This window comes from Pseudorhodobacter sp. E13, from assembly GCF_003991405.1.
Classification (GTDB): Bacteria; Pseudomonadota; Alphaproteobacteria; order Rhodobacterales; family Rhodobacteraceae; genus Pseudorhodobacter.
Genome location: NZ_RPEN01000156.1, coordinates 257990 through 272236, shown reverse-complemented (window position 1 = coordinate 272236; position 14247 = coordinate 257990). Strand labels below are relative to the sequence as shown.

12 protein-coding genes are annotated in these 14247 nt (G+C 63.1%); 9 read left to right on the top strand and 3 right to left on the bottom strand.

Features of this window, described 5'->3' with window-relative positions; all coding sequences use genetic code 11:
* The first annotated feature begins 3 nt into the window (after window positions 1–3).
* Complete coding sequence (gene trpE / locus EGN72_RS12160; RefSeq protein ID WP_127047925.1) at window positions 4–1512, top strand: anthranilate synthase component I; 1509 nt, start codon at window positions 4–6, stop codon at window positions 1510–1512.
* Window positions 1513–1694: 182 nt separating this feature from the next.
* On the opposite strand, the gene EGN72_RS12155 is transcribed toward trpE, so the two are convergent.
* On the bottom strand, window positions 1695–3296 hold the full coding sequence (locus tag EGN72_RS12155; RefSeq protein WP_127047923.1) for a divergent polysaccharide deacetylase family protein: 1602 nt from the start codon (window positions 3294–3296) through the stop codon (window positions 1695–1697).
* A gap of 147 nt (window positions 3297–3443) precedes the next feature.
* On the opposite strand from EGN72_RS12155, the gene EGN72_RS12150 reads away from it, so the two are divergent.
* The 6 genes from EGN72_RS12150 (at window position 3444) to lexA (ending at window position 8318) form a co-directional block, all read left to right on the top strand.
* Window positions 3444–4025 (top strand): aminodeoxychorismate/anthranilate synthase component II, encoded by a 582-nt coding sequence (locus EGN72_RS12150; protein WP_127047921.1) that lies wholly within the window; start codon window positions 3444–3446, stop codon window positions 4023–4025.
* Window positions 4022–5035 carry an anthranilate phosphoribosyltransferase gene (gene trpD, locus EGN72_RS12145; protein WP_127047919.1) on the top strand — a complete coding sequence of 338 codons (1014 nt, stop codon included), beginning with the start codon at window positions 4022–4024 and terminating at the stop codon, window positions 5033–5035. The genes EGN72_RS12150 and trpD overlap by 4 nt, the downstream gene beginning before the upstream one ends.
* Window positions 5036–5078: 43 nt before the next feature.
* Window positions 5079–5891 carry an indole-3-glycerol phosphate synthase TrpC gene (gene trpC, locus EGN72_RS12140; RefSeq protein WP_127047917.1) on the top strand — a complete coding sequence of 271 codons (813 nt, stop codon included), beginning with the start codon at window positions 5079–5081 and terminating at the stop codon, window positions 5889–5891.
* On the top strand, window positions 5892–6377 hold the full coding sequence (gene moaC, locus EGN72_RS12135; protein WP_127047915.1) for a cyclic pyranopterin monophosphate synthase MoaC: 486 nt from the start codon (window positions 5892–5894) through the stop codon (window positions 6375–6377).
* Window positions 6374–7561, top strand: a complete 1188-nt coding sequence (locus tag EGN72_RS12130; RefSeq protein ID WP_127047913.1) for a molybdopterin molybdotransferase MoeA — start codon at window positions 6374–6376, stop codon at window positions 7559–7561. Before moaC ends, EGN72_RS12130 begins: the two co-directional genes overlap by 4 nt.
* A gap of 70 nt (window positions 7562–7631) precedes the next feature.
* Complete coding sequence (gene lexA, locus EGN72_RS12125) at window positions 7632–8318, top strand: transcriptional repressor LexA (RefSeq protein WP_127047911.1); 687 nt, start codon at window positions 7632–7634, stop codon at window positions 8316–8318.
* Between the two features lie 15 nt (window positions 8319–8333).
* Here lexA and EGN72_RS12120 read toward each other — a convergent pair whose 3' ends face one another.
* Window positions 8334–10418, bottom strand: a complete 2085-nt coding sequence (locus EGN72_RS12120) for a ComEC/Rec2 family competence protein (protein ID WP_127047992.1) — start codon at window positions 10416–10418, stop codon at window positions 8334–8336.
* A 104-nt stretch (window positions 10419–10522) separates the two neighbouring features.
* Here EGN72_RS12120 and gltX point away from each other — a divergent pair, with 104 nt between their 5' ends.
* Together gltX and gltA are read left to right on the top strand one after the other, a co-directional pair.
* Window positions 10523–11932 carry a glutamate--tRNA ligase gene (gltX, locus tag EGN72_RS12115; RefSeq protein ID WP_127047910.1) on the top strand — a complete coding sequence of 470 codons (1410 nt, stop codon included), beginning with the start codon at window positions 10523–10525 and terminating at the stop codon, window positions 11930–11932.
* A 101-nt stretch (window positions 11933–12033) separates the two neighbouring features.
* Window positions 12034–13329 carry a citrate synthase gene (gene gltA / locus EGN72_RS12110; protein ID WP_127047908.1) on the top strand — a complete coding sequence of 432 codons (1296 nt, stop codon included), beginning with the start codon at window positions 12034–12036 and terminating at the stop codon, window positions 13327–13329.
* 45 nt (window positions 13330–13374) lie between these two features.
* On the opposite strand, the gene aguB is transcribed toward gltA, so the two are convergent.
* Complete coding sequence (gene aguB, locus EGN72_RS12105) at window positions 13375–14244, bottom strand: N-carbamoylputrescine amidase (RefSeq protein ID WP_127047906.1); 870 nt, start codon at window positions 14242–14244, stop codon at window positions 13375–13377.
* Window positions 14245–14247: the final 3 nt, after the last annotated feature.

Here is a 14247-nt window from a genome sequence, read left to right as displayed (position 1 = left end):
ACCATGGCACAGCTTACCCCCGATTTCGCCAGCTTCGAGGCGGCATGGAACCAAGGGCGCAACCAGTTGGTCTATGCCCGTATTGCCGCCGATCTGGATACGCCTGTCTCCCTGATGCTGAAACTGGGCGAGGCGCGCGGCGATACGTTCATGCTGGAATCGGTAACGGGTGGGGAAATCCGGGGCCGCTATTCCGTTGTGGGGTTGAAGCCGGATCTGATCTGGCGCTGCCGGGGTACCGGGGTCGAGATCAACCGCGAGGCGCGGTTTGACCCTGCTGCCTTTCAACCTTTGCCCGAGGCCCCGCTGGACAGCCTGCGCGCCCTGATCGCCGAAAGCGCGATCGACATGCCCGCTGACTTGCCCGCCATTGCGGCAGGTCTGTTCGGTTATCTGGGGTATGACATGATCCGGCTGGTTGAACATCTGCCCAATGTGAACCCTGATCCCTTGGGCCTGCCCGATGCGGTGTTGATGCGGCCTTCGGTGGTGGCAGTGCTGGACGGGGTGAAGGGCGAAGTAACCGTCGTCGCCCCTGCATGGGGCTCCTCCGGGCTGAGCGCGCGCGCGGCCTATGCCCAAGCGGCCGAACGCGTGATGGACGCCCTGCGCGATCTGGACCGCGCCCCCCGCGCTGACCGGGATTTCGGGCAAGCCGCACCCGTGGGTCCGGCTCAGTCGAATTTCACCCATGCGGGCTATTTGCAAGCGGTTGAAAAGGCCAAGGATTACATCCGCGCGGGTGATATCTTTCAGGTCGTGCCCAGCCAGCGCTGGACGCAAGAGTTCACCGCCCCGCCATTTGCGCTTTACCGCAGCTTGCGGCGCACCAACCCGTCGCCCTTCATGTTCTTTTTCAACTTCGGCGGCTTTCAGGTCATCGGGGCCAGCCCGGAAATCCTTGTCCGGCTGCGCGATGGCGAAGTCACCGTGCGCCCCATCGCAGGCACGCGCAAACGCGGGGCCACAGCCGAAGAAGACCGCGCCAATGAGGCGGATCTGATCTCGGATCAAAAGGAACTGGCGGAGCATTTGATGCTGCTGGACCTTGGCCGCAATGATGTGGGCCGGGTCGCGAAAATCGGCACCGTGCGCCCGACCGAAGAATTCATCATCGAGCGTTATAGCCATGTGATGCATATCGTCTCGAATGTCGTGGGCCAGATCGCCGAGGGTGAGGATGCGCTGTCGGCACTGCTGGCGGGCCTGCCTGCGGGCACCGTGTCCGGCGCGCCCAAGGTCCGCGCGATGGAAATCATCGACGAGCTGGAACCCGAAAAGCGCGGTGTTTATGGCGGCGGCGTCGGCTATTTCGCCGCCAATGGCGAGATGGATTTCTGCATCGCGCTGCGCACGGCTGTGTTGAAGGACGAAAAGCTGTATATTCAGGCCGGGGGTGGCGTTGTCTATGACAGCGACCCGCAGGCGGAATATGAGGAAACCGTGAACAAATCCAACGCCTTGCGCAAAGCAGCAGAGGATGCGGGCCTGTTCACCTCGGGCAACCGCTAGAGCGTTTCGCGGTCTACCTGATACATCGCCTACCTGATACATCGGGCATCATCAAACGCGTTGAAATCTTCGATTTCAGGCAGCCTTTGGTGTCTCAAGTATAACGCGAAACGCTTTAAGCGTTCCGTCCACATCAAAAAGGGGCGCTGTCAGCGCCCCTTTATCATGTCGGGCCATCGGCTTTATTGCGCCGTCATCGCCGCCGAGGATGGCGCGATGGCCACCGTGGCCGCGCGGCCTTCGACTGCCCATTCCAGCAGCGCTGCAACCGTTTCGGGCCGGGTTTGCCCCGCCACCACCACGCGCCCATCCTGCGCCGCCTTGAAGGCCGCCCGGTCCAGATAGCGGCGGATAATCGGGGCGGATTCGCCTTCGGCATCCAGCGCGCGGAAGATCACGGCACTGCGCATCCCGTCGCGCCGCGCGATCTGCGAGGCGGCGTTCAACCCGCGATCCCATGTCATCACGCCACGCCCCTGATCGGCCACCAGCGCCAGAACCTGCGCGGCCAGCGTGCGATTGCCCTGAAAGCCGCCGCTGGGCATATCAACCACCGCCACTGCCTCAGGCAGCGCCGCTTGCATCGCCTCAAAGCTGACCGAGAGGTCGGACGCATTTGCCCCGGCAGGAATTCCAGTGACCAACATCAGCACCTCTTGCCCCGCTTCGCGGTAGATTTTCGCAGCAAGTGCTGCATCGGCCTGCGTCGGATCAATCACGAAAGACACCGGGAACGGGATTTTGGCCAAGGCTTCGCGGTCCACATCCGGCCCACCGGTATCTTGCAGCAGAATGGTGAAAAGCGGTTTGTTTTCAGGGTTCTCAAAGGCGCGGGCAAAGCGGTCAATCGCGGGAAGGCTGGCATCATCCACCACCAAAGCCGCAGCACCTCCATTGCCTTGCGCCACATCGGCTGCCGGCGCGGGCGCGGCCTCTGTCGCGCTGGTGATGCTGGGCAGACGCCCGGTGCGCACGCCTTCGACCTTGCCGACAAAGCCCGGCTCTGGCCGGGCCGGGGCGGCGGCTGCGACCTGATCGGGCGCAGGGTCAGCCTCGGGGGGCATCGCCTCGTCCACGACGATGACAATCTCTTCCTCGGCCTGCTCTGGCTTGGCCATATCGGCGGCGACCATTTCGGGGGCGGGGGGCGGCAGATCAGCCCCTTCCGGCGCGGTATCTGCCAAGCTGCGATCTGGCAGTTCGGCGACACGGCTATCGGTCTGCACGGGCGGCACCTCTACCACGTTTGGCACATCCGGCGCCGGGACCAATGCGGCAGGGGCAGCGGCATTGGGGGCGGTGGTCTGCACCTCGGGGATGGCAACGGTTTGGGTATCAGGCGCGGGGTCGGCACCGGCGGTATCGGGTGCCAGCCCTTGCGGTTGTTTGGGAACGCTTGCGCTGCCCGAGGGCGCGGGCACCATCGGCGCCGCACCAGAACCCGCCGCAGTTGCTGCGAAATCAGGGGCGGCATCCAGCGGCTGACTGGGGGCCGCATCCTGCGCGGCACTGGTCGCCGCATCCTGCGGCAGGGCTGCGACGACGGTTTCCGTCGCGGGCACATCAGCCTTGTCAACAGGTGCGACCGCAGGGTCCGCCTTTGGGGCCTGCGCCGCATCTAAGCTTTTGGCTTGTTCGGCAACCTCCACCGCGACGGGCTGCGCCTCAGTTGGCGCATCGGCCAATTCGGTGCCGGACACATTGGCCATTTGTGACGCCACGACAAGGCCAAAGCCAGCCACCACCGTGCCCCACGCTGCCCCGCTCAAAAAACCACGGCTCACCCGCAACCCTCCTGCCTGCTTCTTGTCCGGCCGAGGCAGAAAAGGGTGGGTTTCCCTTGACGCCCTGTCACCGCTCGGCCCATGTATAGCGCGAGGACGAACCGGGTTCACCCCCAAACAGACATCTTGAGGCACGGGCTGGGCAATATGCTGCTTTTGATCGACAACTATGACAGTTTTACCTACAATCTCGTGCATTATCTGGGCGAATTGGGCGCGGATGTGCGGGTTGTGCGCAATGATGCCATGGATGTGCAGGCCGCAATGGCGCTGCGGCCCGAAATGATCGTGCTGTCCCCCGGTCCTTGTGACCCTGCGCAGGCGGGAATCTGCTTGCCGCTGACCCTTGCGGCGGCTGATGCGGGCATTCCCTTGCTGGGGGTTTGCCTTGGGCATCAAACCATTGGCGAGGCTTTTGGCGGCAAGGTCGTGCGCTGCCATGAAATTGTGCATGGCAAGATGGGGTCGATGCATCACAACGGCACCGGGGTGTTCGCGGGCCTTCCCTCGCCTTTCCTCGCCACCCGCTATCACAGCCTGGTGGTGGAGCGCGACAGCCTGCCCGATTGTCTGGAAGCCAATGCCTGGCTGGAAGATGGCACCATCATGGGCCTGCGCCACAAGAGCCTGCCGATTGAAGGGGTGCAGTTTCACCCCGAAAGCATCAAATCCGAACATGGCCACCAGTTGCTGCGCAACTTCCTGAACCGCGCGAAGGAGCCTGCATGAGTGACCGCCTCAAACCTCTGATCCATGCCGCCGCTGACCGCGCCCTGACCAGGGACGAGGCCGAGGCCGCCTTTACCACGCTGTTTGACGGCGATGCCACGCCCGCGCAAATGGGCGGTTTGCTGATGGCCCTGCGCACGCGCGGCGAAACCGTGGATGAAATTGCCGCCGCCGCTTTCGTGATGCGCAGCAAATGCAACCCGGTCAAAGCCCCCGCAGGCGCGATGGATATCGTCGGCACCGGGGGCGATGGCAAAGGCACGCTGAACATCTCGACCGCCACCGCCTTTGTCGTGGCGGGGGCCGGGGTTGTGGTGGCCAAACATGGCAACCGCAATCTCTCGTCCAAATCCGGTGCTGCCGATGCGCTGACGGAAATGGGGCTGAATGTGATGGTTGGCCCTGCCGTGGTGGAACGCTGTCTGGCCGAGGCCGGGATCGGCTTCATGATGGCGCCGATGCACCACCCTGCCACGCGCCATGTTGCCCCTGTCCGGCTGGAACTGGGCACCCGCACCTTGTTCAACATCCTTGGCCCGCTGACCAATCCGGCAGGGGTGAAAATGCAACTTACCGGGGCCTATACCCCCGACCTGATCCGCCCGATGGCCGAGGTGCTGCTGGCGCTTGGCTCTACTTCGGCTTGGCTGGTGCATGGCGGGGATGGCACGGATGAGCTTTCCATCGCGGCCCCGTCAAAAGTGGCGGCGTTGAAAGATGGCGCGATCACCGAATTTGACGTGCATCCCGAAGATGCGGGCCTGCCCGTGCATCCGTTTGAGGCGATCATGGGCGGCAGCCCGGCGGAGAACGCCGCTGCCTTCCGCGCCTTGCTCAACGGCACATCTGGTGCTTACCGCGATGCGGTGCTGCTGAATTCCGCCGCCGCCTTGCTGGTGGCGGGCAAAGCCGCCGACCTGAAATCCGGGATCGAAATGGCCCGCAGCAGCATCGACAGCGGTGCCGCCCGCGCCCGCGTGGATGCCCTCGCCCGCCTGACCAACGCCTGAGACGGCCCCTAAATGCAATGACCCAAGATGATCGGCCCTGACCATGTCCACCATCCTAGACCGTATCAAAACCTATAAGCTGGAAGAGGTTGCCGCCCGCAAAGCCGCAAAATCGCTGGCGGCGCTGGAGGCCGAAGCCGCCGAAGCCGAGGCCCCGCGCGGGTTTTGCGAGGCGCTGCGCGCGGCCTCTACCCAAGGCTATGGCCTGATTGCCGAAATCAAAAAGGCCAGCCCTTCCAAAGGCTTGATCCGCCCGGATTTTGACCCACCCGCCTTGGCCCGCGCCTATCAGGCCGGGGGGGCGACCTGCCTGTCAGTGCTGACCGATACCCCGTCTTTCCAAGGGGCAGACGCCTTTCTGACCGCCGCCCATGACGCGACCGAATTGCCCTGCCTGCGCAAGGATTTCATGTATGATCCCTATCAAGTGCTGGAGGCGCGCGCGCTGTCTGCCGATTGCATCCTGATCATCATGGCCTCGGTCTCCGATGCCCAAGCGCAGGAACTGGAATCCGCCGCCTTTGATCTGGGCATGGATGTTCTGATCGAGGTGCATGACGCCCCGGAACTGGAACGCGCGGCGCTGCTGAAATCGCCGATGATCGGCATCAACAACCGCAATCTGCACACCTTTGAGGTGACGCTGGAAACCACGCGCCAACTTGCCCGCCGCGTGCCCGAGGATCGGATGATCATCTCGGAATCCGGGCTGTTCACGCCTGATGATCTGGCCGATGTCGCCCGTTTTGGCGCGCGCAGCTTCCTGATCGGGGAAAGCCTGATGCGCCAACCCGATGTCGAGGCCGCGACCCGCGCGATCCTTGCCAAGCCGCCGTCAACCCAAGGGGGGCTGTGAATGGCCGAAAACCCGCTGACGCATTTTGACGCCGCGGGCCATGCCCATATGGTTGATGTCTCGGCCAAGCCGGTGACAGCGCGGATCGCGGTGGCGTGCGGGTCGGTGAAGATGGCCCCCGAAACGCTGGCCATGATTACCGACGGTCGCGCCGCCAAGGGCGATGTGCTGGGGGTTGCGCGGCTGGCAGGGATCATGGGGGCCAAGAAAACCGCCGATCTGATCCCGCTTTGCCACCCCTTGCCCATCACCAAGGTCGCGATTGACCTGCGGGCAGACCCAGGCCTGCCCGGTATCGTAATTGAGGCCACAGTGAAAACCGGCGGCCAGACCGGGGTGGAAATGGAGGCGCTGACTGCCGTTTCCGTGGCCGCCCTGACCATCTATGACATGGTGAAAGCCGTTGATAAGGCGATGGAAATCACCGCTGTCAAGCTGCTGCTGAAAGAGGGTGGCAAATCCGGCCGCTATGAGGCTGCCCCATGATCTCGGTCGAGGAGGCGCTGGCGCAGGTCTTTGCGCTCGTCTCGCCATTGGCCACGGAAAGCGTGGCTTTGGCGCAGGCCAATGGCCGCGTGATGGTCACACCTGCCCTTGCCACCCGTGACCAGCCGCCCTTTGTCGCCTCGGCGATGGATGGCTATGCCACCTGCGGCCCCACCGCCCCCGGCGCGGTGTTTGATGTGGTAGGCGAGGCCAGCGCCGGGCATGGCTGGCACGGCAGGCTTACCCCCGGTCAGGCTATCCGCATCTTTACCGGCGCGCCCGTCCCACCAGAGGCAGAGCGCGTGGTGATCCAAGAAGACGTGATCCGCGATGCAGACCACATCACCCTGCGGGACGGGATGGACAGCGCGCTGCATATCCGCGCCAAAGGGCAGGATTTTCGCAAGGGCGACGCGCTCTCTCCCCGCCGTCTGCGCCCGGCCGATCTGGCGCTGCTGGCCGCGATGAATGTGCCCAGCGTGAACGTCACCCGCCGCCCCGTTGTGGCACTGATCGCCACGGGGGATGAGCTGGTGATGCCGGGCGAATGCCCGCGCGACGATCAGATCATCGCCTCCAACACCTTCGCGCTGAAAGCCATGGTCGAGGAAGCCGGCGGCATCGCCCGCATCCTGCCCATCGCCCGCGACACCGAGGCCAGCCTGCACACGGTGTTTGATTTGGCCACCAGCGCCGATCTGATCGTGACCATCGGCGGGGCCTCGGTCGGCGATCATGATCTGGTTGGCAAAGTCGCGGCAGACATGGGGATGCAGCGCGCGTTCTACAAAATCGCGATGCGCCCCGGCAAGCCGCTGATGGCGGGCCGCCTGCGCGGAGTGCCGATGCTGGGCCTGCCGGGAAACCCTGTGTCTTCTGTGGTTTGCGGGCATATCTTCATGTTGCCGATGCTGCGCGTCCTGCTGGGCCTGCCCGCCGAAGCGCCGCAAATGCACCAAGCCGTTCTGGCCGCTCCGCTTGGCCCCAACGGCCCCCGCGCCCATTACATGCGCGCCACAGTCTCGCCCCCCGCCACCCCCGGCGCGCCGCCGCAGATACAGGCGTTTGAGCGGCAGGATTCCGCGTTGCTGGGCGTGCTGGCACAAGCCAATGCCCTGCTGCTGCGCCCTGTCGCCGATGGGCCACAACCGGCGGGCAGCCTTGTGTCCTATTTGCCGATTTAGCCATAAAGGCTTGACACAAACCAAGAACATGGGCAGAACAGGCAGGCAACCTTCAGGAAGGGGATCGCCGATGCTTACGCGCAAACAGTTGGAATTGCTGGATTTCATTCGGGTTCGGATGGATGCCGAAGGCGTTCCGCCGTCTTTCGACGAAATGAAAGAGGCGCTGGATCTGCGGTCCAAATCCGGCATTCACCGGCTGATCACCGCATTGGAGGAGCGTGGCTTCATCCGCCGCCTCGCCCATCGCGCCCGCGCGATTGAAATCGTGAAACTGCCCGAGGCGATGGAACGCCCCGGTTTCGTGCCCAAGGTCATCGAAGGCGACAAGGTTCCGCAACCGAGATCCGCGATGCCTGTCAGCGCGGTGGACGCGATTGAACTGCCCGTGATGGGCCGCATCGCAGCCGGTGTTCCGATTGAGGCGATACAGGACGTGTCGCATCACATGGCAGTTCCCAGCTCCATGTTGTCGGGCAGCGGCCAGCATTACGCGCTGGAGGTGAAGGGCGATTCGATGATCGACGCCGGGATCAATGACGGCGATATCGTCGTCATCCGCGAACAGACCACGGCCGAGAATGGGGATATCGTGGTGGCCTTGGTCGATGATTCCGAAGCCACGCTGAAACGCTTTCGCCGCCGTGGCAACATGATCGCGCTGGAGGCGGAAAACCCTGCCTATGAAACCCGCGTGCTGCCGGATCATCAGGTCAAGGTGCAAGGGCGTCTGGTCGGGTTGATCCGCAGCTACTGACAGCGGAGGCTCGCCTTACCGCTTTGCCGCCTGCCGTGCCTCTGGGCGCGAAATGTAAAACCGTGCGGCATGGCGCGTGCCCGTCCACATGCGGCTTTGCGTCTTTGTCGGCTCTGCCCGCAGCAGCCCTCCTTCCTCGGCCCATAGGGCGAGTGGCCCGGTCTGGCGCAGCTTGCCTGCGTCTATTATCTGGCACCCCGCGGGCGGCGCCCCTTCAGCCCGCGCGCCAAGAATGACCAGATCGGCCTGCGCACAGGCCTTGTCCAACTGGGCCAACCCCGCTTTTCCCTTCAGATGGGCAATCTGCCAGCCGGCAAAACCGATGTGGCGCAGCCCTGCTTTCCCCTCAAACCCTGCGCGCGCCGCCGCCCCCGCTTGATCCGCCATATCCCCGTCGTTTTCCAACCACTGCCGCGCGGTGAACCCGGCCCCTTTCTCAACCGAAAGCACCCGGCCTTGGCCAAGGCTGACCCCGATCAAGCCACCATCCGCGCTGACCAGGATCGGCGGGCGCTCTTGTTGCGCCCAAAGAACAAAGGCCACAGCCATCGGGGCCAGCCCGGCAAATCGCACCGGCCCGCGCCACAAGATCAACCACAGCGCACCAAGCGCCATGACCGGCAGCACCGCCGCCTGCGGACTTGGCACCGCCCGCACTGCGCCTTCCCAGCCCGCAACCGTTTCAGCCACCCATAAAATCCATTCCGTGCCCTGCCCCATCACCCACAGCGCAGGCCCCTCAAGCCCGAAGGGCGACAGCAGCGCCGCCAGCACCGCCGCAGGCATCACCGCAAGGCCCATCACCGGCACCGAGATGACATTGGCAAGCAAGCCATATTCGGCAATCCGGTTGAAATGTGCCGCCGCCACCGGGGCCGTCGCCATGCCCGCCAGGAAAGAGGTAAACACAACAGTCCCCGCCGCGGTTGCCCAAGCCGGAAAGCGGTGGGCCTGCACGCGCCCACGCAAGGCCGAATAGCCTGCAATCAAGGCCACCGTGGCCGCGAAGGACATCTGAAACCCCGGTTCCAACAGCGTTTCGGGCTGGGCCAAAAGCAGCACACACGCTGCCAGCGCGACCGACCGCAAGGAGAGCGCCCGCCGGTCAAACAGCACCGCGCCCAGCATCACCGCCACCATGACAAAGGCGCGTTCGGTCGCCACATTGCCGCCCGACAAAGCCAGATAGAACGCCCCCGCCCCCAAGGCACAGCCCGCCGCCAGCTTCTTCGTATTCACCCGCAGCGCAACGACTGGCAGCAGCGCCAGCCCATAGCGCAACGTGGCAAAGACAAAACCGGTCAGCAAGGCCATATGCAGCCCCGAAATCGCCAGCAAATGCGCAAGGTTCGCCGCGCGCAGGTTGTCTTGCGCGACACGGCTTATCCCGGCACGATCCCCAGTGACCAAAGCGGCGGCAAAAGCCCCCGGATCGCCTGCAATCCGCGCCTCTACCGCGTGGCGCAGATGGGCGCGAAAGCGGTTGATCCATTGCGCGCCGGGTTCCGGCGGGGCCAGCATCAACACAGGCACCCGCGTATAACCCACGCCCCCAAGCCGATCAAAAAACGCCATACGGCGGAAATCAAAGGCCCCCGGCTCCACCGGGCCTTCGGGGGCAGAAAGATGCGCAGTTGCAAGAATCGTTTGCCCCGGTTCGGGCGTGAAAAACCCTTGGGTGCCATGCAGCGAAATCCGCACCCGTTCTGGCAAACGCTCTGGCGCTGTGCGTTCCAGCACCACGCGGTCCAGCGTCAGCCTGATCTGGTCGGATTGGGAACGGTCGACCAGAATAATCCGCCCCTCCACCGCGCCGTAATAGCGAAAGCCAAGGATCGGCGCCTCTACCCAATGCGCCCGCGCCCCGGCGGCCAGCACCCCCAGCAGAACGCACAGACAGACCACGACAAAGGGTTGCGCCATCTCTGGCCCCCAGCGATGCAACGCCAGCCCCGCGCAGAACGCCGCCGCCAGCGCCGCATAATGCCACGGCACCGGTTCCTGCGGCAGCGCAAACCAGATGCCGATGCCCATGGCGATCAGCACCGGCACCCATGCAAACAGGATGCCCCGCGCCTCTGCCAGCGCGAGAAGCGGCATCCGGGCCCATGCGATCACCCTGCCCACCTTGTTTCCGACCCCGCGATTGCCTAGACACGAGGGCAACCCTACCTCTGACTTGGTTTCTGAAAGGTTAATTCCCCATGACTGCTGCGCGCCCCGTTGTCACCCGCATCGCCCCCTCGCCCACGGGCTACATGCATATCGGGACGGCCCGGACCGCGCTGTTCAACTGGCTGTTTGCGCGCGGACGTGGCGGGAAATTCCTGCTGCGGATTGAAGATACCGACCGCGAACGCTCCACCCCCGAGGCGACTGACGCGATTTTGCGCGGCATGACATGGCTGGGCCTTGATTGGGATGGCGAAGCGGTCAGCCAGTTTGACCAAAAAGACCGCCATGCCGAGGTGGCGCATGAGATGCTGGCGCGAGGTGCCGCCTATAAATGCTTTGCCACGCAAGAGGAAATCGAAGCCTTCCGCGAGGCGGCCACGGCCGAGAAACGCTCGACCCTTTACCGCAGCCCGTGGCGCGATGCCGATCCCGCGACCCACCCCGACGCGCCCTATGTGATCCGTATGAAAGCGCCGCAGACCGGCGAAACGGTGATCGAAGATGCTGTTCAGGGCACGGTAACGTTCCGCAACGATCTGCTGGATGACATGATCGTCCTGCGCTCTGACGGCACGCCGACCTATATGCTGGCGGTGGTGGTGGATGATCACGATATGGGCGTGACCCATGTGATCCGGGGCGATGACCATTTGCAGAACGCCGCGCGGCAGACCATGGTTTACGATGCGATGGGCTGGGAGATTCCGGTCTGGGCGCATATTCCGCTGATTTTCGGGCCGGATGGCAAGAAACTCTCCAAGCGCCACGGTGCCACCGGGGTCGAGGAATATCAGATCATGGGCTTTCCGGCGGCGGGGATGCGAAATTATCTGACCCGGCTGGGTTGGAGCCATGGCGATGACGAATTCTTTACGACTGAGCAGGCAAAAGAGTGGTTCAATCTGGAGGGAATCGGCCGCGCCCCGGCCCGGCTCGACTTCAAGAAACTGGAAAACCTGTGCGGTCAGCATATTGCAGCAAGTGATGATGCTGCGCTGCTGCATGAATTGGAGGCATATTTGCAAGCGGCCGGTGCAGCCCCCCTGACGGATTGGCAGCGTGACAACCTGTCACGCGCCATGTATTGCCTCAAGGACCGTGCCAAGAAGTTCCCGGAACTTATTGAAAAAGCAGAATTTGCGCTGAATTCGCGCCCCGTGGTGCCGGATGAGGCGGCAGCAAAGGCGCTTGATACAGTATCCCGTGGTATACTGAAATCATTGACGCCGCAGTTGCAAACTGCTACGTGGACCAAGGAAATGCTGGAGCCGATTTTAACCGAGGCAGCCGCCGCCCATGGCATAGGTTTCGGGAAACTGGCCGCCCCCTTGCGTGCAGCCCTGGCCGGACGCAGCGCGACACCCAGCGTTTACGATATGTTGCTTGTATTGGGCCGGGATGAGTCTGTCGCCCGTTTGGAAGATGCCGCCGCTGGTTGAGCGATGCGGACCTGCCAATCGGCGCCGACCCCCCGCTGAGGGATACTGAATTTCCGCCCCGCGCAACCAGCGCAGGGCGTCAACCGAAAAGAGGGATGATCATGGCAGACACAACGGGAACGGCAAAGTTAACCTTCGGCGATAAATCCATTGATCTGCCAATGCGCTCGCCCACCCTCGGCCCGGATGTCGTTGATATCGGCAAGCTTTATGCGCAGGCCGATATTTTCACCTATGATCCCGGCTTCACCTCTACCGCCGCATGCGAAAGCGCGATCACGTTCATCGACGGTGACAAGGGCGAATTGCTGCACCGGGGCTACCCGATTGACCAATTGGCCCAGCAGTCGCATTTCCTTGAAGTCTGCTACCTGCTGTTGTTCGGGGAACTGCCGAACAAGGCTGAGATGCTGGATTTTGAGCATCGCGTTACCAATCACACCATGGTGCATGAACAGATGCACAACTTCTTCCGGGGCTTCCGCCGGGACAGCCACCCGATGGCAACCATGGTGGGCGTTGTCGGCGCGATGTCGGCGTTTTACCACGACAGCCTTGACATCAACGACCCATGGCAGCGCGAAGTTGCCGCCATCCGCATGATCGCCAAACTGCCCACCATCGCGGCCATGGCCTATAAATATTCGGTCGGCCAACCCTTCGTCTATCCAAAGAATTCCCTGAATTACGCGTCAAACTTCCTGCATATGTGCTTTGCCGTTCCCTGCGAGGAATACAAGGTGGACCCGATCCTCGCCAAGGCAATGGACCGGATCATGATGCTGCATGCCGACCATGAACAGAACGCCTCCACCTCGACCGTGCGTCTGGCAGGGTCTTCGGGCGCGAACCCCTTTGCCTGCATCGCGGCGGGGATTGCCTGCCTTTGGGGCCCGGCGCATGGTGGCGCAAACCAAGCCTGCCTTGAAATGCTGCGCGAAATTGGCACCGTGGATCGCATTCCAGAATTCATCGCCCGCGCCAAGGATAAGGATGACCCCTTCCGCCTGATGGGCTTTGGCCACCGTGTTTACAAAAACTTCGACCCGCGCGCGACCGTGATGAAGGAAAGCGCCGACGAAGTGCTGGAACTGATGGGCATCCATAACAACCCCACCCTGCAAGTCGCCAAGGAATTGGAGCGGATCGCGCTGGAGGATGAGTATTTCATCTCTAAAAAGCTGTATCCGAACGTCGATTTCTATTCCGGCATCATTCTGGATGCGATGGGCTTCCCGACCTCGATGTTCACCCCGATCTTTGCGCTGTCGCGCACCGTGGGCTGGATTTCGCAGTGGAAGGAAATGATCGGCGACCCCACCCAGAAAATCGGGCGTCCGCGTCAGCTCTATATCGGTGAGCCCTATCGCGATTACGTTCCGGTCGACAAGCGCTAAGCCTATGGCAAAACTACAAAACGGCGGTCCATCGGGCCGCCGTTTTCACGTGCCGTCCAACCCGTTCAGGCGGCCATACAGGGCCGGACGGCGATCACGGAAAATCCCCCAGCTTTCGCGCAACGCCGCCACCGCCGCCAGATCAATCGTCGCGGTAATCACCTCTTCGCGGTTGCGGCTGGCCTGTGCCAGATGCTGGCCCTGATGATCCGCGATGAAGGATGAGCCATAGAAATCCACGGCAACGCCTTCGGGGGCCACCTCTTGCCCGATGCGGTTGGAGGCCATGACCGGCAGGATATTACCCGCCGCATGGCCCCGCATCACCATGTCCCAATGCGGCTGGCTGTCATATCCGGGGCTGGCGGGTTCTGATCCGATGGCGGTGGGGTAAAGCAACATCTCGGCCCCCATCAAGGCCATGGCCCGTGCTGCCTCGGCGAACCATTGATCCCAGCAAATGCCCACACCGATGCGGCCAAAGGCCGTATCCCACACCCGAAACCCCGTATCGCCGGGGCTGAAATAAAACTTCTCCTCATAGCCCGGACCCTGCGGAATATGGCTTTTGCGGTAATTGCCCAGCACGCGCCCATCGGCATCAATCATCGCCAGTGCATTGAAATGCGCCTGCCCGGCCTTTTCGAAATATGACAGCGGCAGCACCACCCCCAATTCCCGCGCCAGATCGGCAAAGCGCGCGATCAGCGGATGGCCCGCCATCGGGGCTGCGAGTTTGAAATACTCGGGCCGTTGCGTGATGCAGAAATAGGGCGTGGCGAACAGCTCTTGGATCAGGATAACCTGCGCGCCCTGCCCTGCGGCCTTGCGCACCAAGGCTTCGGCACTGTCGGCATTGGCGGGCAAATCCCACGAGCAGGCAAATTGGGTGGCGGCAAGGGTTACGGGGCGCATTGG